The organism is Paenibacillus sp. UMB7766-LJ446 (assembly GCF_030226665.1).
Taxonomy (GTDB): domain Bacteria; phylum Bacillota; class Bacilli; order Paenibacillales; family Paenibacillaceae; genus Paenibacillus; species Paenibacillus vandeheii.
Window position 1 is genome coordinate 302,880 of record NZ_JASOYM010000002.1, and the last position, 23,463, is coordinate 326,342.

The window sequence follows — 23,463 nt, forward strand, 5'->3', positions numbered from 1 at the left end:
CACATTCAGGGGGGACAACAATGAGAAAAAACATGTTCATGCTGATGAGTCTGGTCCTTGCAGTCATGCTGTTGCTGAGTGCTTGCAGCTCTGGCTCCAGCGCTCAGACAGAGCCGGAAACGAAGGCACCGCAGGAGGAGCAGGCTGCAAATGAAACAGAACCAAAGAATGAGAACTCTACACCAGAAATGGATTTTGACATGGGGGGAAGAACGATCAAGGTCGTTGCCTGGTGGGATATGGAAATGACCGATAGCAATCCGGACAACATTCAGCGAATCGAGAACCTGGAGGCGCTGAAGAAAAAGCATAACTTTGACATCGAATATATTTCAATTGATTTTGGTGAGTACCAGGAAAAGGTAGTAGCCTCCCTGATGGCAGGAGAACCGCTTGGTGATATTGTACGGCTGGGCAAAAGCTACGCTATCCCCGCACTCACCAAGCAAGATTTGTTATGGCCAGTGGATGAGTATACCAAAAACGATAAAGTGTTTAACCAGAAAACAACGAACCAATATATGCAGTATGAAGGTCGGGGATATGGCTTCACAGAGGACCAATCTTCATTCATAAGCGGTATTTTCTATAATCGCACACTCATGCAGGAACTGGGTATGAAGCCGTTACAGGAATACGTGGACGAAGATCAATGGAGCTGGGATACGTTCATTGAAGTTGCCAAAAAGGCGAACAAGGATCGCAATAACGATGGCAAACTCGATACCTGGGGTTTGGCACAAAGAGGGCTGCTTGAACCCGTGCTGTACTCCAACGAGGCCTCGCTGACCAAGGGTGACAAGCAAAACCTGGATGATCCAAAAACAAAAGAAGCGCTGAAATTCGTGTCCAGAATGGCTACGGAGAAAGTGGGAAGAGCTTCGGAAGGCGGCGACTGGACGGAACCGGCTACCTTCTTTCGGCAAGGCAATACGTTGATGTATTCCGGCGCCATGTACGAGATTGAAGGAATTAAGACAGATATGCAGGATTATGATATCGGCTTCCTTCCGTTCCCGAAAGGACCAAGTGCGACCGCCTACCACTCCGGTGAATCGCAATATCAGGCACTTACCATTCCGAAAGCGGTCGAAAATCCGGAACAACTGATGTACATCTGGGAAAAAATCAACGAGATTGACTCCATCTACGATTACCCTAGTCAGTCAACCCTGGAGACTCATCTGACGGACGAAGCCGATATTGAAAATGCAAAAACGGTTGCCGAGGGCATGCTGGTGCTGGACCATAATACGTTCCCATCTCTGCCGTTCTGGGATTTTAACGGTGAGCTGGTCGATGGTGTTTCCGTTTCGACCGTTATCGAAAAATATAAAGCACCCTTCCAGGCAGCCATCAGTGAGGTATACAAATGAGTCATTTGCTAAATCCAATGGATGCAAAATGCTGAAATAAAAGGGGGACATATGGGAACATGCGGTCACGAAAGAAAAAGGGACTAATTGTGCTGCTCGCCTTTGCCATGATCTTCTCCTTATTGAGTCTGTACCCTACGCGAGATCGCGGTCCGGGCATTGCACAGGCGTACGAGGACTTTGAAGCGGTATCGGGTACAGCTGATTCCCGCAGCTATGAGCACTACATCTCCACTCTCTCAAACACAGATACACCTGATCAGATTATACGAATTGAAGGGGAAGCTTTCCTGCAGGCTGCGGACGGGGAGTTTGAGGTTATTGATGGCTACGCAGGGCTGGACGGAAAGGCGGTAGTCACACCTGAGTCTGGCACCATCAGTTGGAATGTTCCTGTGCAGGCCAGTGGTTTATACCAACTACGCATTCATTATTATCCAGTGGCAGGCAAAAGCTCAGCGATTGAACGGAAGCTGGAGCTGAATGGAGAGGTTCCTTTCAGAGGAGCGGATGTGCTGCTTTTTGACCGAGTATGGGGGAATCGCGAAGACACGATACGAAGAGACGATCGCGGTAATGATCTCAGACCCCGGCAGGTCGAAACACCAGCTTGGCAGCTTGCCTCCTTCAAGGACAGCGCAGGTTATTTCGAAGAGCCCTATCAGTTTTATTTTGAAAAGGGCAACCAGCAGCTGTCGCTAACCTCGCTGCGCGAAAGTATGGCGATCGATTATATCGAGCTATATCAGGAAGAGAGTATCCCAGCTTACGAAGAGCTTCAGGCTGCTTATGAATCGGCGGGCTTGAAGCCGGCTGATCCCGTCATGCTCAAGCTGCAGGGAGAACAGGCAGTGAGCAAATCCTCACCAACCCTTGCTCCCATCTCGGATCGCTCAAGCCCGTCTCTTGAACCATATGACGTCTCCAAGATCCGTATCAACGCTATTGGAGGCCTCAACTGGAAGCTTCCTGGGGAATGGATCGAATGGGATGTCGATGTACCGGCTGATGGCCTGTACCAGATTGCGCTCAAAGTGAAGCAGGATCAGCTTCGCGGCGTGTATGCCACACGGAGTCTGATGATCGACGGTAAAGTTCCTTTCAAGGAAATGGAGCGTATTCGCTTCAACTACAGCCCTGATTGGCAGACGCGGGTGCTGGGCACAAGTGAAAGTGAACCTTACCTGTTTCATTTGAAAAAAGGAACGCACCGTTTGCGAATGACCGTTACGCTGGGGGATATTGCCCCACTACTGCGAACGGTGGAATCCAGCGTGTTGGAGCTAAATGAAATGTATCGCAAAATTTTGATGATTACATCCAACAAGCCTGATCCGCTCAGGGATTATCAGTTGGAGCAGCGCATTCCTGAGATGACGGAAGTATTCAAGCGGCAGGCTGACATTCTCCGTTCTGTTGCGGATTATTTGGAGAAGGCAACTGGTGAACAGAGTGACAAGGTAGCCGTATTACACGCTATGGTTGTTCAACTGGAGGATATGGCGGCAAGGCCGGAGACGGTTCCGAAACGTCTGGATACCTTCAAGATCAATGTGGGCGGGCTGGGAACATGGATTTTGTCTGTCCGTGAACAGCCTATAGCACTGGATTATCTGCTGGTGTCCTCGCCTAATCATGAGCTGCCCAATGCTGAGGCTAACCTTTTACAGCAGATGAAGCACGAAGTGGGAGCCTACGTCGCTTCCTATACAGAGGATTACGACAGTATTGGCAATATGAAGCAGAATACGAATGCCATTACCGTGTGGATTACTACCGGACGCGACCAGGCTCAGGTTTTGAAGAGCCTGATTGATGATTCCTTTACTCCTGAAACTGATATTTCAGTCCAGCTGCGTCTCGTTCCGCCCAATATTTTGCTGCCTGCTACGCTCGCTGGAGAAGGGCCGGATGTAGCCATGCAGATGGGCGAAGATATTCCTGTCAATTACGCCATGCGGAATGCAGCGGCTGATCTGAGCGGCTTCCCGGACTTTGATAAGGTTGCGGAGAGGTTCCGCGAGAGTGGAATGACGCCGTACCGATTCAACAACGGCGTGTATGCCCTACCGGAGCAGCAGCATTTTCCAATGCTGTTTTATCGGAAAGATATCTTGAATGAACTCGGCCTGGAGCCACCCGAAACATGGCAGGACGTTTATAATGCCATCTCGGTATTGCAAAAACATAATATGGAGTTTTACCTGCCTATCGAGGATGCGACGAACAATGCCAACATGATACCGAACGCAACGTTTGCTATGTTGCTTTATCAGAACAATGGCGAATTTTATGCGGAAGATCAGAAGGCAAGTGAGCTGAATTCAGAGATTTCCATGGATGCGTTCAAGCGATGGACGCAATTCTACACCAATTACAAGTTCCCGCTTAAAGCCGATTTCCCCAACCGCTTCCGCACCGGAGAGATGCCCATTGGAATTGCGGACTACACAACCTACAACATGCTAACCGTCATGGCGCCGGAAATTCGCAATCTGTGGGATTTCACAATCGTACCTGGCACGGAGCTGGAAGATGGGTCCGTAAGGCATGAGGTGGCAAGTGCCACAAGTGCGGTCATGATGCTGGAAAATGCCAAAAACAAGGATGCTGCCTGGATGTTCATGAAATGGTGGACTGACAAGCAGACCCAGATTGAATACGGCAGGGAAATGGAAGGCCTGATGGGCGCTGCGGCTCGTTACCCGACCGCCAATATCGAAGCACTGGAGCAGCTGCCTTGGCCTGTTAAGGATTACCAAAACCTGGAGAAGCAATGGGAGTGGGTGCAAGGCATTCCTCAAGTTCCCGGTGGATATTTTACAGGCCGACACCTGGACAACGCGTTCCGCAAAGTGGTCAACGCGAATGAGAACCCGCGCGAGGCCTTGCCAGACTATGTTCTGTATATCAACGATGAGATCGAACTCAAGCGAAAGGAATTCAATCTGAAGTAGAGGAAGGGAGGGTAACGGTTGCACGCAGAAACCACCAAGGCATCGACTGCTCCTGCCATTCACGCAAGACAGGACAGTCGGTGGTCCCTTATGAAACGGGATTTGTATCGAAGCAGACACTATTACGTTCTAATGGCACCGTTTATGCTGATCTTTTTCATGTTTACTGTCATTCCGGTAGGTATCTCGCTGGGACTCAGTTTTTTTCACTTCAACATGCTGGAGCTCCCTCGATTTATTGGCTGGCAAAATTACTCGCGCCTGTTTCTGAATGACGATGTTTTTTTGATTGCGCTTAAAAATACGCTGCTGTTTGCCGTTATTACGGGGCCTGTCAGCTATATTGCCTGCTTTTTATTTGCATGGATTATCAATGAGCTGTCCCCGAAAATCCGTGCAGTCATGACACTAGTATTCTATGCGCCCTCCATTTCGGGAAACGTTTTTTTCATCTGGTTAATCGTGTTCTCTGGAGATAGCTATGGGTATATGAACGGCTTTCTCATGCGCCTTGGCGTTATTCTGGAACCGATCCAGTGGCTTTCGAATGAGAAGTACGTGCTGGCAATTGTCATCCTCGTACAGTTGTGGCTCAGTCTCGGCACGAGCTTCCTGGCCTTCATTGCGGGTCTGCAAACGATTGACCGTTCTCTGGTCGAAGCGGGTACGGTGGACGGTATCAAAAACCGTTGGCAGGAGCTTTGGTATATTACGCTGCCTTCGATGAGACCACAGCTCATGTTTGGGGCGGTCATGCAAATTACAGCCTCGTTCGCTGTGGCCGAAATCTCCATCGCACTGGCCGGTTTTCCGAGCGTTAACTATGCAGCGCATACCGTTGTAACCCACTTGATGGACTTCGGCACCATTCGGTTTGAGATGGGCTATGCGTCCGCGATCGCAACCGTTTTGTTCGCCCTGATGCTGGGAACGAACATACTGACGCAAAAAATGCTGAGAAAGATAGGTGAATGACAATGACCAGCAAGGTACGTGCCGTTTTTGGCATGCCGAGAAGACTCAACCGGTCATTTTCCGTCAGCCTGATGCTGTTTGCGCTGCTGGCGCTGTTCGGGTCATTCATGGTATTGCCGCTGATCTACACGGTTAACAATGCCTTCAAACCGCTTGATGAGCTGTTCATATTTCCGCCACGCTTTTGGGTAAACAATCCGACGATGGAAAATTTCTCGGATCTGATCAATCTGATGGGTAACTCCTGGGTTCCTTTATCCCGGTATATTGCCAATACACTGTTGATTACACTGCTCGGAACGGCGGGCCATATCCTGTTGGCCTCCGCAGCGGCATACCCGCTGGCTAAATATCGGTTTCCCGGCTCAAATGTGCTGTTTACCATCGTCATCCTGTCGCTAATGTTCTCACCACACGTCACGGCGATTCCGAACTACATGGTGATGTCCTGGCTTGGATGGATCAACACACATGCTTCCATCATTGTGCCTTCTCTCGCATTTTCCCTCGGGCTCTTCCTGATGAAGCAGTTTATGGAACAGATCCCCGATGCGCTGCTGGAGGCCGCCAAAATCGACGGGGCAAATGAATATCGTATATTTTGGAGCATCGTGATGCCTAACGTGAAGCCAGCCTGGCTGACGCTTATGATTTTACAATTTCCGGCCCTATGGGGAACAGACGGCGGAAGCTTCATTTACAGTGAAAATCTGAAAACGCTGCATTATGCGCTTAGTCAGATTATCCAGGGGGGGATTGCCCGAGCAGGTGTCGGTGCTGCAGTTGCACTGCTGCTTATGATCGTGCCAATCACGCTGTTTATCATCTCCCAGAGCAGTGTCATGCAGACGATGGCAACTTCCGGTATGAAAGAGTAGAAGGGGGGCAGCAACATATTGAATGGCATGTGGAAAAGATGCGGATGGCTCACCATGGCTCTTGCCTGCCTCCTGTACTTGGGGAATGCGGCGTCAATAGCTTACGCCGACGGACAGACGAATGCGTACAATTATTCGTACTGGGGAGAGGCGGTTCGTTCTCCTGCCGCATATGAGGCGACAACAATCATTACAGGCACGGGGCTGAAGATTGACGCATTCAAAGAACCGACTGACATGCACGTTACGGCTGATGAGCGAATTTACGTGCTGGATTCGGGCAACAGCCGAATCGTTGAGTTGGATCGGGATTTTAATCTGACACGGATTATCGATTCATTTGATCATGATGGACAGAAGGATCACTTCAAACATCCGCAAGGATTATACGTTTCGGACGACAGCCAACTGCTCATCGCCGATTCGGATAATCAACGGATTGTTCATCTGAATGAGCAGGGGCAATTGATCAAAATGGTAGACCTGCCTCAATCCGACCTACTGAAAGAAGATTTCCAATTCAGACCCATACGGGTTGTTATGGATAAAGGAGAGCGGATCTATGTCATGGCTGAAGGCGTCTTCGACGGTTTCATGGAGTTTAATTCCGACGGTTCATTTGCCTCGTTTATCGGCGCTAACAGAGTTTCGGTCGATCCGGTGGAATATCTATGGAAAAGATTCGCTACTCGTCAGCAGCGCAGTCAGATGGTCATGTTCACACCAACCGAGTTTACGAATATGGACATTGACGAGGAGGGCTTCATTTATGCAACCAGCGGTGACCAGACCGGACTCCCGATCAAGAAACTGAATGCACAGGGCACGGATATTCTAAGAAGGGAAGGATACTATTCGCCCCAGGGTGACTTGTTGTACAGCAATGAGAAAGGGCCTTCACGGCTGATTGATGTCGATGTCGGGGACAGCGATATGTATTCCGTGCTTGATGCCAATATGGGTCGGATTTTCACCTATAACGGGGACGGATATTTGCTTCACATGTTTGGAGGTATCGGCAATCGGCTCGGACAATTTAATACGCCTGTTTCTCTGGAGCGTGCCGGGGATCGGATGCTGGTGCTGGACAAAGCACTTGGAGAAATCACTGTTTTTCAAACCACTGAATACGGGCGTACGCTTCATGAGGCAGTACGCAGTTATTTCAATGGGGACGAGAAAGGCTCTGCGAAGCAATTTGCCAAAGCTGCAGACATGAATGCCAATCTCGAATATGCCTACGCAGGCATTGGAAAAGCGCTGTTGCGGCAGAAGGATTATGCGAAATCTACGCAATACTTTAAGCGAAGCATGGAACGAGAAGGGTATTCCAAAGCGTTTCTTCTGTATCGAAAAGACCTGCTCCGCGAGCATTTCTCATGGATAATGTCCGGGCTGATTCTGGTTGCTGCCGGAATGGTAGCCATAACCATCGTTCGCAGACAGAGAAAGGGGACAACGAATGCAAGCATCAAGTAGACAATGGGTTCGATATCCGCTGCATCTTATTTTTCACCCGTTTGACGGCTATTGGGAGCTGAAATACGAGCGGAATCAGAAAACAACGCTGATGATTGCGTTGGTCATTCTGGGATTGCTGGCGATCACGACGATCCTTCAGGCACAATATAGCGGGTTCCTGGTCAATTATAACAATCCGAAACGGTTGAACAGTCTGCTGGAAATGGTCTATGTCATTGTTCCGGTATTGTTCTGGTGTACAGCGAATTGGTCGTTAACCACACTCATGGACGGTGAAGGCAAATTCTCGGAAATCTTCATGTCCACCTGTTTCGCATTGGTTCCGCTAATTCTGATTCAGTTTCCGTGGATTTGGCTCAGCCTAATGATTTCCGGGCAGGAAACGGCCTTTTATTATTTTTTCAACCTGGCTGCAACAGCTTGGACGGTATATCTGTTATTTGTGGGCAATATGACTGTGCATCAGTATTCGCCGGGCAAAACGGTGCTTACCATGCTTTTGACGCTGGTTGCCATGGCCTTCATGGCATTTCTCTGCCTGCTGTTCTTCAGTCTGGTGCAGCAGATTGTGTCCTTTGCAGCCACCATCTATCAGGAACTTGTACTCCGGGGCTAAGGAAGGAGAATGGAGATGTTTTTGTACGTGGCCAAAAAAATGATCGTGATCCTGCTCGTATTCATCCTGTTTCTTGGCGGCTGTCAGCCCGACTCTACGCCTGTAATTACGTTGTCGGCAAATGCGGATGAACAAGCAGAAGTGCCTGTACTGCCGCCTGGTCAGAAGCTGGCCTCATCCTTCAGCAATGCCCGTCTGCCAGACATGCTCGGGCTTGCCCAGAATGATGAGCTGCAGCTACTCATCCAGGAGGATATAGCCGAGATTGCGGTGATTCACAAGCAAAGCGGGCAGATCTGGCGCAGCAATCCGGAAGATCGGAAGATCGATTCGCTTGCGTCGGGAATCAATAAGGATCTGCTGTCTGCGCAGTCCAAGCTGAGCTTCTATAACAGTCTGGGTCAGAGCAGCTCGGTCAATTCCTATACGGACAGCGTAGCTCACCAGCAGATAAGCTACGAAGCATTGCCGAATGGGGTTCGGGTGAACTACCAGTTCGGAACCAATGAGAGTTCTGTGGAAGATCTGCCTGTAAAAATCAGCAAAGAGCGCTTCGAACAGAAGCTGCTTGCCTTGCTCGACAAGGCAGGACAACGTGCCTTGAAGATTGGGTATGCGGAGGAGAAGGACGGGGGTGTATACGTTCGGAACGACAAAGCGCTGCAGGGTCTTCAGTTGACGCGTGCTCTGAAGGCTTTTGAGACAGCCGGCTACACGTCCGAGGACCTAGAACTGGACAATGCCGAGCATGGCATCGAGCAGGAAAAAAGCGGCCCCCGATTGTTTATGCTATCCATTGAATATGAGCTGGATCAGGAATCATTGGTTGTACGTGTACCTGCCTCCGGCATCCATTTTCCGGAGCAATACCCGATCAACAGCATATCCGTGCTGGATTATTTCGGGGCTGGCGCAGCGGATCAGGAAGGTTCCCTGTTTGTACCTGACGGGTCGGGAGCACTCATTCATTTTAATAATGGAAAGGTACAATACCCTGCCTATCAGCAGGATGTATACGGACCGGATCTGACGATGAAGCTTCGTGAAGCGGACTCCTCCGAGGAAAGAGCAAGGCTGCCGGTATTCGGTCTCATTCGTGAGGGCGGCGCATTTCTTGGCATCATTGAGGAAGGAGCAGCGGTGGCGGTTGTAAATGCAGATATCAGCGGAAAGCTGAATAGCTACAACAATGTGTATGCGAGCTTCTACGTTGTAAACAAAAGTGATGTAACACTCCAGGCCAGCGACATGGTACGGACACTTCCCAAGTTTCAGAAGAAGCCGACCGCATCGGATTTTGTCGTCCGTTATGCCTTTGCCGGGGCAGAGAATGCCTCTTACTCCGGTCTGGCTTCCTTGTATCGTGACTACTTAATCCAGACGAATGGTCTTCCTGCGAACCAAACAGCTGGGGGAGAGATGGATATTCCGTTTTACCTGAAGCTTATCGGCGGAATGACGACCAGAAAACATATGTTGGGCATACCTTACGATTCTACTGAAGCGTTGACCACCTTTGATGAAGCCCGGCAGATTCTGTCAATCCTTAAGAAAAAACAAGTATCCAACATTCAGGTTCGGTATGCGGGATGGTTTAATGGAGGGCTTCAACATCAGATACCGGATTCCATCAAAGTGGATGGAGCGATTGGAGGACGAAAAGGCATGCAAGAATTCAGCGACTATGCTCGTAAGGAGGGAATTGGATTTTACCCCGATGTCGCTGTACTAAATGTACATTCCAAGACAGGATTCAGTCCTTCCAAGGAAGCTTCACGCACACTGACGCAGGAGCCTGCACTTCTATACCCGATGGACCCGGCAAGACAGCGCCGTGACCGGGATCGACTTCCGTCCTATATCCTGTCTCCGCATTTGCTGGGAGATGTGACTCAAGACCTGCTGAAAGCACTCCAGCCCTATGAGCAAGGGGGATTGTCGGTGCGTGATCTGGCTGATCAAGTGAACAGTGATATGAATCCGAAGAAACTGCTGGATCGCACAGAAGCACAAACAGCCGTCACCGAGAGCTTGAAGCAGCTTGCGCAGCAAGGGATATCTGTTGTTGCCGAAGGCGGGAATGCGTATGCGCTGCCCTATGTGACAGGTCTCACGGATGCCCCAATGTCCAGCAGCCGCTTCAAGCTGGAGGATGAGGAAATTCCGTTCTTCCAACTGGTTGTACATGGTGGCATCAGCTATACGGGAGCTGCTTACAACCTGTCAACCTATACGGATGCGAGACAGTATGTACTAAAGCTCGTGGAGTATGGGGCAAGCCCCTATTTTACTTGGTTTAACGCACCGAATCATGTTGTGAAGGAAACGGATTACGACAATCTGTATGCTGCGCACTATGAACAATGGATTGATCTCGCAGCGAAGATGTATGAAGAGGTCAATCAGGCCAATCGTCCTTTCGCAGGGCTTCACATGGTGGCACACGAGAAGCTGGCTGAAGGAGTGTATCAAACGACATACGAAAACGGAAGCTTCGCTCTGGTGAATTATAACGACTTCCCGGTGCAGGCTGGCGGTCATAACGTGGAAGCCAAAAGTTACGTGACAGGTGGTGAGCAACTCTGAAAGCGCTACTAAAAGGGAAGTGGGGACGCCGAACCTACGCTCAGCAGAAAGCGGTCTGGGGAGTCATCTATGTGCTTCCCTGGCTTGTCGGTTTTGTCCTGTTCTTCCTGGTTCCGCTGCTGGCTTCCTTGCGCTACAGCCTGAGTTCAATTCAGGCGAATGCACAGGGGATATCCATCCAGTACACAGGTCTCGCTAACTATATCCAGGCAATGACGGTAAATACCAGCTTCAACCGGGCACTGATCGAATCCATCACAGATGTGCTCGTTAATGTGCCTCTGATCGTAATATTCAGCCTGTTCCTTGCAGTTATTCTGAATCAGAGGTTTCCGGGGCGAGCAGTAGCGAGATCCATATTTTTTCTGCCGGTGATTCTGGCATCCGGCGTCATCATGACGCTGGAAAGCACCAGTCTGATCGAGGCTGTGAACCAGAGCAATACAGGTGGCAGCGCCTTGGGAACCTTTGAGATTGAAAAGCTGATGCTGGATGCGGGGTTGAGCGAATGGGTCGTGACATATCTGAGCGGTGCGGTAGACCGGATATATCAGATTGTCAGTCAATCCGGTGTACAGATTCTCATATTTTTGGCAGGTATCCAAACGATATCGCCCCAGCTATATGAAGCATCCAAGATGGAAGGGGCCACTGGATATGAAGCGTTCTGGAAAATCACGTTTCCGATGGTCAGCCCGCTCATTTTTGTGAACGTCATTTACACCATCGTCGATTCTTTTGCAAACAACGCCATGACCAAGCTTATTCGCGATACAGGCTTCGTTAAATTTGATTTTGGGTTAAGCTCAGCCATGGCATGGGTGTATTTCCTGGCTATTGCCGTCATTTTGGTGATCGTTTCAATTATCTTCTCCAAACGTGTCTTCTATCAAGATTAGAAAAGGGGTGTGTGCGTTGATGATATCAAGACTGTTGTCGCTGGAGCAGTGGAAAAGCTGGCTGTGGTCTGTTGTGAGATTCACACTCATTGCAGGACTATCCTTCGTTATTTTGTTTCCTATCTTTCAGAAGATATCAACGTCCATCAAGGATAAAAGTGATTTGTATTCAGCGGTTGTCGTCTGGATTCCACAGAATTTCTCTATCGACAATTTTCGAGAGGCTATTCGTGTCATGGATGACTGGGCAACACTGTTCAATACATTTGCGTTGTCTGCAACAACGACTATTTTGACCACGCTTTCCTGTGCACTTGCCGGATACGGGTTTGCCCGCTTGAAGTTTAAGGGAAGTAATCTGTTGTTTGCCGGAGTCATTCTGACCATACTGGTGCCGCCCACCACGATCCTGATCCCGGTGTATCTGAATCTGAAGAGCTTCGATCTGATGGGACTGATGACGCTGATTGCAGGAAAACCCGTCAATCTGCTGAATACGTACTGGCCGTTTATTCTGACTGCCATAACAGCCAATTCGCTCAAAGCAGGTTTGTATATTTTTATCTTTCGCCAATTTTTCAGGGGCATTCCCAAAGAGGTCGAGGAAGCCGCTTACGTTGATGGTGCAGGCATCAGCCGAACCTTTGCACGCATCATGCTGCCGAATGCAATTCCATCAATCGTTACTGTACTGCTGTTTTCTTTCGTCTGGCAATGGAATGACAGCTTCTACACGACAACCTATCTGACGTCCAGCAAGGTGATGTCAACGCAGCTGTCCTCTCTTCCATATAATCTGGCACAGCAGGTTAGTGATGGCGCATCCAAAGCCGATCCATTCTATCTGAGCATGATTCAGGATACAGGCATTCTGCTGGCGATCCTGCCTTTAATCATCATTTATCTGTTTGTGCAGCGTTATTTCGTTGAAAGTGTTGAACGTACAGGCATCGTAGGATAATGATTCTCTCTTGGATGGGGGCTGGAAGGTCTAGCCCCTTCACAATAAAGGAGGTGTTGCCGTCCGTTTTAACGTTTTACACTTTAAGATCAGGAGGGATTATATTGAAGAGATGGTTGGTATCTTGTAAATTTATGATCATTCTCGGTTTGCTATTGTCTATTATGCCGTTCGGAACCGAACGTGCGGAAGCGTGGGTCGGCATGCCGATGGGCAAGCTTCATGTCAGCGGCAAAAACTTGGTGAACAGTAGTAACCAGCCCGTCGTGCTAAGTGGTTGGCATCAGCCTTCAGGCGCCTACTGGACATATCAGAACAGCAATTATTATCTGAATCTTCATGGCAACAACCGTCATGCTGCCACATTGGCTTATTTGAAGGATATTACGGATACATTCACAAGTACGAGCCCGAAATACGGGAGCAGCCACGGCTGGAATATGAATCAGATTCGGCTGTTCATCGACCGTGAGGACATGGGGGATGTGGCGGCAGGCACCTACAATTTTGCAGGTGTACAAGCCGTGACACAGAACGTCATTATTCCTTATATTCAATATGCCAAAACCAAAGGCGTCTATGTTACGCTTGGACTCGATTTCACACTGAAGGATGATCAAGCCACCACTTCGGCCAATCTGCAAAAGTTCAATCAGATCTGGGGGTATCTCGCTGCTCGTCCAGAGATAAAAAGTGCCGATAATGTACATTTCGAGCTGATCAACGAGCCGGTAAAATCCTATGCGAACGGACATTGGGGTGGTTATAACGGCGAGAACGACTTTGTGGACCACTGGAACGACTTGCGCAATTTCCAGAATTCCATTATCTCGACCATTCGGAGCCAAGGCGCGGATAATGTCATCTGGGCCGCTGGTTTGGGATATAACCAATTCTACAGTCTGACAGCAAGCCATCCGTTGACAGACCCGCTGAACAATTACGGTTATGCCGTTCACTGGTATCCGGGTTACGGAGCATATGACAACATGTCCATTCTGCAAGATCAATGGAATACCAATGTAAAGGCAGCGGCCGATAAATATCCGATCAACATTACCGAAGTCACATGGTTCAAAAAGAAAGCCGGCGATTCCGAATACTGGAATCTGTTCAATGGCAGCAATGAAGGCTTTGGTAACAATACGAAGACCATTTTCAACGCGGCAGGCAATGTCAGTATTGCAGCTCACATGAACGGTTTTATTCTGGATGCTGGACAGCGAAGCTCCTTTGCTGATCCTACGGCAGGATTGAAATGGGACGGGGATGCTTCAAGAAGCGCAATGGGACGATTCCTCTTCGAATGGTTCTATGAACGTGCTCAGACCTATCCGAACGGTGGCACTCCATCAAGCGGTCTAGTCTCGGGTGCGACCTACAAGATTGTAGCCAGACATTCGAACAAGGTTATTGATGTACCGGGTGGGGTAAACGAGAACAACTTGCAGCTTCAGCAATGGTCTGATCTGGGGGGCAATCCTCAAAAGTGGGTCCTGAATCAAATAGCTAGCGGAATTTACAATCTGACGAGTGTGAATTCGCCTGATAAGGTGATCGACATCCGAAATGGCACCAGTACCAACGGAGAGGCAGTACAGCTTATGAGCAATTTAAACACCACTGCGCAGCATTTCAAAATCAATGATCTGGGCAATGGGTACTGGAGTATTATTAACGTGAATAGCAATAAAGCCATTGAGGTAACCGGTTCTGCGACGACAGACGGTGCAAAATTGCAGCAAAACGATTACACAGGCGCAACCAACCAGCAATGGAAGTTTGTAGCCGTCAATTAAACAAAAGGTACAAAAGGAGCCTTCCAGTCTATTGCGGCTGGGAAGGTTTCTTTTTGGTGTTCAGAAGTAGTCCTCTATTAACTGCTAGTGGTTTAGTACAAAAATTTTAAGTATTTGTACCAAAAAGATTAAGGTGTACCTTCACCACACACAAATGAAAGGTGTATTATGAAACAAATCAATTTTGTAAACGCTTACCAAAAAGGAGGTACAAATGCAGCGTCTATGGTTCAAATTCACGCCGTTATTCCGCAGATTTATGGTTTCTTATCTCATTATTCTGATGATTCCTCAAATTGCCGGATATGCCTCCTATAGGGCATCCATTGAAGCAGCGAGGACAAGCTCCATTGAAAACAGTCTGAAATCGCTCAACCTGGGCAAGGAAATTATTGAACGAAATCTCATGCAGGTTGAGGATTTCACAAGGCAGTTAGCGATTAACCAGGAATTGTACCGTTTAATTGCTGATCCTAAGCCGCTCGATGCTAATAATGTTTATGGTTTGGGCCGTATGCAGCGCAGCCTGTCTATGTACAGCAGCACCAATGATTATTTGTCTCATTTCTTCATATATATTCCGAATTATAATGTCATCATCACGCCTACCACCGTTTACTACCGACCTGAGCATTATTACGCCACCAATGCGCTGGAAGGCATGACGTTCGAAGAATGGAAAGAAAACATTTTGAAAAAGCCACATTTAAACGAGATTATTCCCCTTCGGAACTACAAGCAGGAGATTCGCAGTAATCTGCTTGTGGACGCTCCAGCCATTACGTTTCTTCAGTCGCTTCCTTTAAATAGCTTCAACAAACCTCAGGCTACCATCGGTGTCATGATTGATGAGAATCAGATGGCGAGCCTGACTCAACATATTGTGGAGCAATATGGAGGGTGGACACTGGTAACAGACGCCAATGGGAACATCATTTTTTCGCGTGGCATGAATACAAGTGAGGCAAAGCAACTGAAGGATATACCTGCTGCCAAGGATCGTGAAGTGCAGCCTATGGGAGACGGTCGTCTGCTGATTTCCATTCGCTCGGATCAAAATGGCTGGAATTATATGGCTGGCATTCCCGAACGGGCGTTAATGATAAAAGCAGACCAGATAAAGCAGGTTACCTTTACCTTCACGTTAGCCACACTTGGTTTCGGACTAATCATTGGACTTTTACTGGCTTACCGCAACAGTGCGCCGATTCATAAGCTTTTGTTCGTGTTTCGGGATCAGAATATCGGACTACCGGGAAAAATAAGTAACGAGTACGATTTCTTGGCCAGCAATATTACGAGTCTTATTACGAACAACCATCTTCTCAAAAATGCATTGAGTGAGCAGCTCCCGATGCTGCGAGACGGGTTCATCAAGCGTTTGTTGACCGGTGAGTTTTATACAACTCGTGAGTTGGAGGCGATCTCTTCCCAGACAGACATTTCGCTTCATACCAGTCGGGGGGTTGTGGGGATTATGAGAGTAGATGGCTATGGCAGCCCGGATAGCGAAGAAATTATTCAAGAATTAAGTGTTGCGAGGCTAATCGTGCGTGAAGCCCTGACGACATGGAATGCGGATGTTTTGATAACGGAGTGGGGAACGGATCAGATTGCTTTTGTGCTACCGCTGAGGGATGAAGCTTTGGATCAAACCTTGCTCACATGTGAAGCCCAATTGATGAAACTGATGGATTCTGTGTATCAGGATTACCGGGTATCGACGACCATCGGTATGGGTTCTTCGTATGATGTATGGAATGACGTAGGCCGTTCGTTCAACGAGGCCAGACAAGCGCTCGAATATGCCATTCACATCGGGGCTGACCAATTAGTAAAGTTCGAAAACGCTGTAAAGGAAACCGAATTGTACTACTATCCGATGGAGTCCGAACAGCGGCTGATAAATACGCTTAAGGCGGGAGAGACGGAAGAATCCAAGCGTAACTTGGATCAACTGTTTAGCCGAAACTTTGCAGAGCAAGAGCTGTCGTACGATATGACACAGCAATTTATTATGGAATTAAGGGGAACATTTCTAAAGCTGGAGCCTAAGATCATGCTGGATGAAGCGCTTGTCGAGGAGTTCAAGAATCGGATCGCTGGGATTCAGGTCACGGACAGTGTTGCCGTACTACGGGACAAGTTCCATCAGCTGGCGGAAGAGGTCTGCCAGAACGTGCAACGTAAAAAATCCAACATGCATGCGGAAATTGTTAATGAAACAATGGTTTACATCCAGAAGCATTATGCCGATGCGAACCTGACGGTATACCGGATTGCGGAACAAATGGGCAAACCGGAAAAATATATCTCCCAATTATTCAAGGAGCATACCGGAGAGAACCTTTCCGACTATGTAGAGGTGGTGCGAATCAGCAAAGCGGCTGAGTTGCTTCTTGAGAGCCAGCAGACAATTGATGAGATTGCACAGACAACCGGATATAATAGCGCACATTCGTTCCGAAGAGCCTTCAAACGTGTTAAGGGCATCTTGCCAAGTGCATTTCGGCAGATGGAAGATCAAATGAAATGAAGTCGTACGTGATTCGTACCTCATTCGATAAAGTGTACCTTTACGCAATTGGGGAAGCGCTCTTATGATTACCAACAAGAAAGCGCTATCAAAAATGCGCTAACCAAAAAAAGCGGTCTGCCAAAAAGTCTTACTGGCCACCGCATGGGGGGATGAATCTGAGAACGACAATATCTAATGTGGCTTCGGCAACAAGACAGAGCAGACGCTCGGCTGTCAAGCGAGCCGTATCCAGAAGTCTGCGGAGGCATTGGCAGCTATATCTGCTAATCCTTCCACCCGTCGCTTACTTCATCATTTTCAAGTATGTTCCGATGGCTAATGCGGTCCTGGCATTCAAGGATTACAACGTTATCAAGGGGGTATGGGGCAGCCCATGGGTAGGCACCAAGTATTTTGAATTGCTTTTCCAAAATCCCGCCTTCGCCACCCTGATCAAAAACACGCTGTATATTTCCTTCTATCAGTTAATTGTCGGCTTTCCGGTGCCCATTTTGCTGGCGCTGGCACTGAACGAGGTCAAGAGCGCAACGTTTAAGAAAACCGTTCAGATGGTTACCTATGCTCCCTACTTTATTTCGACCGTGGTTATGGTATCCATTATCATGTTATTTCTTTCTCCCCGGCTTGGCATCGTTAATACGATTCTGGGCGCTCTGGGGTTGGAAGCGGTGAATTTCCTGGGAGAGCCTGGATTGTTCCGGTCTTTATATGTGTTCTCCGACGTGTGGCAGAGCATGGGATACTCCGCAGTGATTTATTTGGCAGCGTTGGCTGGCATCGACCCTTCGCTGTATGAAGCGGCCAAAGTCGACGGCGCAAGCCGTTTCCAAAAAATATTGAACGTTGATCTGCCTGGCATACTGCCTGCGGCAGTGATCATTCTGATCCTGAGCGTTGGCAACATCATGGCGGTCGGATTTGAGAAAATTTATTTGCTCCAAAATCCGTTGAATTTGTCGGCTTCTGAAATAATTTCTACCTACGTGTACAAAATGGGGCTGCTGAACGCCAATTATAGCTTTGCAACGGCGGTTGGCCTGTTTAATTCTCTGATTAACCTGATCCTGCTGCTGACGGTGAACGCAGCCGCGAAGCGATTGTCCAATACAAGCCTGTGGTAGTGCACTAGGCCCGAAGGGAGGAAGTTCATCTGATGAGCGAGTTACAGACATACTCACGCCGTTCGACGAATAAAGGGAAACCCACGATCAGGGAGTCCTTTGGGGACCGAATATTCATGACCATCATCTACATCGCTCTGATTGTCATTTTAATTGCCGTGCTTTACCCGCTAATCTATATCGTTAGCTCTTCCCTAAGCAGTCCAGCCGCTGTCTCTTCCGGGAAAGTCTGGCTGTGGCCGGTTGACTTGACGCTGGATGGATACAAGGCGGTATTGCAGAACGATCAGGTCATTACCGGATATGCCAATTCCTTGTTTTACACCGTAAGCGGCACGCTGATCAGCGTAGCGCTGACGATCATGATCGCTTACCCGCTCTCCAAAAAAACCTTTGTCGGACGCAGTCCGCTGATGATGTTCATCACGTTCACCATGCTCTTCTCCGGTGGATTGATTCCAACTTATCTCGTAGTCAAAACACTGGGATTGATCGATACCCGCTGGGCGCTGCTGATCCCCAATGCCATCTGGGTGTGGCAGGTCATCATAGCGCGCACGTTCTTTCAAAATTCCATTCCAGAGGAACTGTCCGAAGCAGCCGACATTGACGGATGCAGCGATATCCGTTTTATTTTCAGCGTCATTCTGCCTCTGGCGAAGCCAATCGTTGCGGTGTTATCGCTGATGTATGCAGTCGGGCAGTGGAATGCGTACTTCGATGCATTGATCTACTTAAAATCGCAATCGCTTTATCCGTTGCAGCTAATTTTGCGGAGCATCCTCATTTTGAACAATGGTACCGGAAACATGGACGCAGGGGAAATGTTGAAGCAGCAGCAAATGGCTGAATTAATGAAATTCTCGTTAATCGTCATGGCCAGCTTGCCGGTGCTGGTTATCTATCCCTTTGTTCAGCGCTATTTTGTGCAGGGCATGCTGATTGGCTCGGTCAAAGGCTGACGTTTTACAATCATCAGTAAAGGAGAGGATTTTTTTGAGAAAACCAGGGTCCATCATATTTGCCTGCCTGCTTCTTCTTGGCGTGGCGCTTACGGGATGTTCATCCACCGAACAAGGCAGCGGATTGAAGGGGGAGGGTTCCTCCGGCAATAAAGTCTCTATTAATGTATTTGCACATCAAGGTTCGGATACGAATCTTCAAACCAATAAATTCACCAAAAAGATGGAAGACAAGTTCAACATCCATTTTAATTGGACGACAGTTCCGTTTGACGGAGCATCGGAGAAGAGACAAATCTCGTTGGCTTCGGGAGACTATCCTGATCTGTACCTGCTCATTCCGTGGGTAGATCGATTTTCGCAAACGGACTTGTTGAAATTCGGCCAGCAAGGTGTCATCGTGCCTCTCAACGATCTGATCGACAAATATGCTCCAAATATTAAAAAGGTGCTGGACAGCAACGAATATTATAAAGCGATTAACACGGCTCCTGATGGCAATATCTATGGTCTTACGGGCTTGAATGAATGCTTCCACTGCTCCTATCCAAACAAGATGTGGCTCAATACAAAATGGCTGAAGCAGCTCGGATTAGCTGAGCCCAGAACCTTGGAGGACTTCAAAGGGGTGCTTGAGGCGTTCAAAACAAAGGACCCCAACGGGAATGGCAAGGCGGACGAAGTACCGCTTAGCGGCTCCATTGAAAATTTTGGCGTGCACATTATTCCGTATCTGATGAATGCCTTCATTTATGACGACGACAGAACGTATCTTCTCGTTAAGGATGGCAAGATAGACACTGCTGCCAATAAATCGGAATGGAAAGAGGGACTTGCCTATATCCGATCCCTTTACGAAGCAGGTCTGATTGATCCAGGGGCCTTTACACAGAATTCGGGCGCATTCAAGAAAATCGGTGATAATGCTGATGCACAACTATTAGGCGCAGGCGCAGCCATGCACCCGGCCCTTTTTGTGAATACCGATGAGGGCTCGCCTTATGGCAAGGACTATAACGCGATTCCTCCGCTGCAAGGACCGCATGCCAACTATGCAACCTATAACTATCCGATTGATCCCGGGGCGTCGTTTGTGCTGACGAACAAGGCAAGCGAAGAAACGCAGATTGCAGCCATTCAAATGCTGGATTATCTCTACACAGAAGAAGGAGCCATGAGTGCATATCTTGGTGAGGAGGGCACAAGCTGGCGCAAGCCGCAAGAAGGGGAAGTGGCCCTGAATGATCAAGTGCAGCCACTCTACAAAGCAATTCCGCTCCCAACAGGAGCAGAGCCGCGCAATGATAGCTGGGGTGCCCTGAGTCAGTACAATCACCACAGGGCATACCGTGATGCCGAAGTTCAGGGCAAGGACATCTACGCAGGAGACGGACAGGAACGCAGGTTATACGAGGCGACGCTGCTGATGGAAGGCAAGGAGCCTGAGAACGTATTCCCGCACTGGGCGCTGTGGGTTGACCCGGCAAGCGCCGATGAAGCGAGCATGATGCAGACAAATCTCAAGGATTATATTGACCAGAATGCGCTGCAATTCATTACAGGAGCGAAGAGTCTGGATAAGGATTGGGATGATTACGTGAAAGGGCTGGAGGGCCTGAACATCAAGCGTTATCTGGAAATCATGCAGTCTTCGTATGATTCTTCATCCATTTCTAAATAAAGGACACCGGTCTGAATGTGGTTATAATTCCTCATATGTATCATAGGGAATGGAGGTGACCGATATTGTTTGCCAATTTTGGCTTGAATGAAGTGAGGTTAAATACAAATGAATTTGCTACCCGCCGGCAATACATCAAATCGTACCTTGCTTCATTTGATGTTAACCGGCTTATGCATACATTCAAATATAATGCGGGAATAGCTTCTCATACCGAACCGCTTGGGGGTTGGGAAGCTGAGGATTGCGGCCTTAGGGGACATTTCGCTGGACATTTCCTTTCGGCTTGTGCCAAATACGCCTTTGCCGATCAGGATCAGGTGCTTCACAGCAAAGCCAGCGAGATTGTGGACATCATGGAATCCTGTGCTCAGCCCAACGGATATGTGAGTGCATTTGGGGAGGATCAGCTCGATCTGCTGGAAAGCGAGGAGAACCGGAAAGTATGGGCCCCGTATTATACTTTGCACAAAATTATGCAGGGACTTATCGATTGCCATGTGTACCTTGGCAACTCGAAGGCACTGAAGATTGCTGTGAATCTGGCCCTCTATATTCATGGGCGGTTCACAAAGCTCTCCTTTTGGAAAATCGATGGTATTCTCCGCTGTACACGGCTGAACCCGGCTAATGAGTTCGGAGGTATGGGAGATGCGCTGTACTCGCTCTATGATCTCACAGGAAATGCCGAAATACTGGAGCTTGCCTATCTGTTCGACAGAGACTATTTTGTAGGTCGCCTTGCCAACGGTCAGGATGTGCTTGCAGATTTGCACGCCAACACTCATCTCCCCATGATCATAGCGGCCATGCACCGTCATGATATTACCGGCGAGGAGCAATACAGAGCGGCAGCCTTATATTTTTACGAATGCTTGAAGGGGAGAACATTTGCAAACGGCAATAGCAGCTCAAAGGCTGCAGCTCCTGTTGAAGGTGGAGTTTCCGAAAAGTCGGAACACTGGGGAGGGTTCGGAAGACTGGAGGATGCCTTGACAGGTGGAGAGAGCGAGAGCTGCTGCGCGCACAACACAGAGCGAATACTGGAGAGATTGCTGTCATGGTCAGGAGCAGTTGAATATCTGGATCATATGGAATCATTGAAATATAACGCGGTTCTGAACAGCGCCAGCAGCCAAACGGGGCTATCGCAATATCATCAGCCAATGGGGAGCGGTGCAACCAAAGCCTTCAGCAGCGCGCATGATTCCTTCTGGTGCTGTACGGCTTCCGGAATCGAGGCGATGAGCGAACTGCAGAAAAATATCTGGTTCAAAAGCGAAAACATGCTGCTGTTGAATGCATTCATATCGTCAACGGTCGAATGGAGCGAGCACACCAGCATTGTGCAGCATACCCGTTTTCCTGATGGGCTTGCGTCCACCCTGATGATTGAGACGCTCATACCCGTGACATTAGCATTGCTCCTGAAAGCGAAGTCTGTCAAAGCGGTGAAGATCAACTCGGTGCCGGTGGAACTGGAACATAACAACGGGTACATCGTCATTCAGCGCGAATTTCATGATCGGGATATAATCGAGATCGAAATCGCTGCCGAGCTGCATCTGGTCCTACTGCAAGGCTCGGACAGCATGGCAGCGGTAATGTATGGCAGTATTCTGCTTGCACAACTGGGGGAATACACAATATTGAAGGGAATTACCGAGGGCAATCTGCATGAGAAAATCGTCAGACTTCCCCAGGAACAACTGGCATTCGCCGCAGAGAGTGAGCAGGGGAATCAAGTGAAATTCATCCCGCTGTTTCGCGTGGAGGAAGAAAAGTACTCGGTCTATCTGGATTTGCAAAATGATTCTCCTGGTGTCCAACGATTCTCAATGGCCGAGTTGGGCAGCCCGGCTTATGAGCAAGAAGAGGCACCCAGTCCTTGAAGAGCATAGGATGAGGGCAGAAAAGTGACATTGGTTGCTGGATTTGCATACCCCAAAACGTTCCCGGTTCGCAGGAATACGATGCGAGCGGGAACGTTTTGGGTTAGATATATTGAAATTTTATGTTGCAATGAAGCGTCTATTTCAGTTTTCCGGCACGAATATCGTCGGTCATACCGGGATAAGGCGCGATGGAAATAAGCTTCTGATTGTCGATCCCGGCATTTTCCATAAATGTGATATCGGCAAATTCGGGAACGACGTATTTAGGATATGTTTCATACTTTTCGCGTGACTCGATCATGAGATCGATATAGTCGTTCTGGTAGCAGACGGTAATTTCCGGATGCTCATGAACCCATTTCGGGAAAAAAATAATCCCGTGCATCCGCTTCTCGCGCGGCATGAAATTCAAGGAAACATCTGTCCCTGTCGGCTCGGTCCATGATACTTTGTAGACACCCTCAGTTAATTTCACAATGTTGACTTCCTGATCCCGCACCCAACGCCCTGCAACCATCCCGCTGTGAATGCGATAATCAATGGTATGATCGTTTTTGATGTAGATTTCGTATTCCCAGCCATTTTCGTAAGTATAGATCATATGGCTCCCTGTAAAGCCTTGCAGTGCATCCTTGGTTTCCATCATAGAATGCTCCCTTCCTGATCTTATATTTCCATTCGTTTTCGATGCCCATTCCTATTCAAGTGAGACTGGCTTTCGATTTCATATCTCGCC

General features: G+C 48.5%; 16 protein-coding genes. 15 read left to right on the forward strand and 1 reads right to left on the reverse strand.

The genetic code is table 11. The features are described 5' to 3' along the window. The first annotated feature begins 20 nt into the window (after positions 1 to 20). The 15 genes from QP794_RS06385 to QP794_RS06455 all read left to right on the forward strand — a co-directional run bounded on the left by QP794_RS06385 (position 21) and on the right by QP794_RS06455 (position 22,724). Entirely contained in the window at positions 21 to 1,376 is a 1,356-nt protein-coding gene (locus QP794_RS06385) for an extracellular solute-binding protein (protein ID WP_079349034.1), read from the forward strand. A gap of 59 nt (positions 1,377 to 1,435) precedes the next feature. Next, a complete protein-coding gene (locus QP794_RS06390) occupies positions 1,436 to 4,333 on the forward strand; it encodes an extracellular solute-binding protein (RefSeq protein ID WP_285075439.1) in 2,898 nt (965 codons plus the stop codon). Between the two features lie 57 nt (positions 4,334 to 4,390). After that, on the forward strand, positions 4,391 to 5,308 hold the full coding sequence (locus tag QP794_RS06395; RefSeq protein WP_373456170.1) for a carbohydrate ABC transporter permease: 918 nt from the start codon (positions 4,391 to 4,393) through the stop codon (positions 5,306 to 5,308). A 2-nt stretch (positions 5,309 to 5,310) separates the two neighbouring features. Continuing rightward, positions 5,311 to 6,186, forward strand: coding sequence for a carbohydrate ABC transporter permease (locus tag QP794_RS06400; RefSeq protein ID WP_024633348.1), 876 nt, complete (start codon positions 5,311 to 5,313; stop codon positions 6,184 to 6,186). Between the two features lie 27 nt (positions 6,187 to 6,213). Next, positions 6,214 to 7,665: a hypothetical protein gene (locus tag QP794_RS06405; protein WP_285075440.1), complete on the forward strand. Its 1,452-nt coding sequence runs from the start codon at positions 6,214 to 6,216 to the stop codon at positions 7,663 to 7,665. Then, positions 7,649 to 8,284, forward strand: a complete 636-nt coding sequence (locus tag QP794_RS06410; protein WP_024633350.1) for a Yip1 family protein — start codon at positions 7,649 to 7,651, stop codon at positions 8,282 to 8,284. The genes QP794_RS06405 and QP794_RS06410 overlap by 17 nt, the downstream gene beginning before the upstream one ends. A 15-nt stretch (positions 8,285 to 8,299) precedes the next feature. Next, positions 8,300 to 10,870: a DUF5696 domain-containing protein gene (locus QP794_RS06415; RefSeq protein WP_285075441.1), complete on the forward strand. Its 2,571-nt coding sequence runs from the start codon at positions 8,300 to 8,302 to the stop codon at positions 10,868 to 10,870. Continuing rightward, a complete protein-coding gene (locus QP794_RS06420) occupies positions 10,867 to 11,769 on the forward strand; it encodes a carbohydrate ABC transporter permease (RefSeq protein ID WP_285075773.1) in 903 nt (300 codons plus the stop codon). Before QP794_RS06415 ends, QP794_RS06420 begins: the two co-directional genes overlap by 4 nt. A 16-nt stretch (positions 11,770 to 11,785) precedes the next feature. Then, positions 11,786 to 12,730 (forward strand): carbohydrate ABC transporter permease, encoded by a 945-nt coding sequence (locus QP794_RS06425; RefSeq protein ID WP_285075442.1) that lies wholly within the window; start codon positions 11,786 to 11,788, stop codon positions 12,728 to 12,730. A gap of 104 nt (positions 12,731 to 12,834) precedes the next feature. Then, positions 12,835 to 14,529, forward strand: coding sequence for an RICIN domain-containing protein (locus tag QP794_RS06430; RefSeq protein ID WP_285075443.1), 1,695 nt, complete (start codon positions 12,835 to 12,837; stop codon positions 14,527 to 14,529). A gap of 214 nt (positions 14,530 to 14,743) precedes the next feature. Beyond that, entirely contained in the window at positions 14,744 to 17,065 is a 2,322-nt protein-coding gene (locus QP794_RS06435; protein WP_285075444.1) for a helix-turn-helix domain-containing protein, read from the forward strand. Positions 17,066 to 17,334: 269 nt separating this feature from the next. Further along, complete coding sequence (locus QP794_RS06440; RefSeq protein WP_024633356.1) at positions 17,335 to 18,189, forward strand: ABC transporter permease; 855 nt, start codon at positions 17,335 to 17,337, stop codon at positions 18,187 to 18,189. Between the two features lie 32 nt (positions 18,190 to 18,221). Further along, a complete protein-coding gene (locus QP794_RS06445) occupies positions 18,222 to 19,151 on the forward strand; it encodes a carbohydrate ABC transporter permease (RefSeq protein WP_285075446.1) in 930 nt (309 codons plus the stop codon). Positions 19,152 to 19,185: 34 nt separating this feature from the next. Beyond that, positions 19,186 to 20,832: an ABC transporter substrate-binding protein gene (locus tag QP794_RS06450; RefSeq protein WP_285075447.1), complete on the forward strand. Its 1,647-nt coding sequence runs from the start codon at positions 19,186 to 19,188 to the stop codon at positions 20,830 to 20,832. Positions 20,833 to 20,897: 65 nt separating this feature from the next. Next, positions 20,898 to 22,724, forward strand: coding sequence for a beta-L-arabinofuranosidase domain-containing protein (locus QP794_RS06455; protein ID WP_285075448.1), 1,827 nt, complete (start codon positions 20,898 to 20,900; stop codon positions 22,722 to 22,724). 139 nt (positions 22,725 to 22,863) lie between these two features. Here QP794_RS06455 and QP794_RS06460 read toward each other — a convergent pair whose 3' ends face one another. Beyond that, on the reverse strand, positions 22,864 to 23,352 hold the full coding sequence (locus QP794_RS06460) for a phenolic acid decarboxylase (protein ID WP_079349731.1): 489 nt from the start codon (positions 23,350 to 23,352) through the stop codon (positions 22,864 to 22,866). Positions 23,353 to 23,463: the final 111 nt, after the last annotated feature.

What these genes read in the sequence shown, in the direction of transcription:
- QP794_RS06385 (WP_079349034.1), top strand. Translation starts at nt 21, where the DNA reads ATGAGAAAAAACATGTTCATGCTGATGAGTCTGGTCCTTGCAGTCATG.
- QP794_RS06390 (WP_285075439.1), top strand. Translation starts at nt 1,436, where the DNA reads ATGCGGTCACGAAAGAAAAAGGGACTAATTGTGCTGCTCGCCTTTGCC.
- QP794_RS06400 (WP_024633348.1), top strand. Translation starts at nt 5,311, where the DNA reads ATGACCAGCAAGGTACGTGCCGTTTTTGGCATGCCGAGAAGACTCAAC.
- QP794_RS06405 (WP_285075440.1), top strand. Translation starts at nt 6,214, where the DNA reads ATGTGGAAAAGATGCGGATGGCTCACCATGGCTCTTGCCTGCCTCCTG.
- QP794_RS06410 (WP_024633350.1), top strand. Translation starts at nt 7,649, where the DNA reads ATGCAAGCATCAAGTAGACAATGGGTTCGATATCCGCTGCATCTTATT.
- QP794_RS06415 (WP_285075441.1), top strand. Translation starts at nt 8,300, where the DNA reads ATGTTTTTGTACGTGGCCAAAAAAATGATCGTGATCCTGCTCGTATTC.
- QP794_RS06435 (WP_285075444.1), top strand. Translation starts at nt 14,744, where the DNA reads ATGCAGCGTCTATGGTTCAAATTCACGCCGTTATTCCGCAGATTTATG.
- QP794_RS06445 (WP_285075446.1), top strand. Translation starts at nt 18,222, where the DNA reads ATGAGCGAGTTACAGACATACTCACGCCGTTCGACGAATAAAGGGAAA.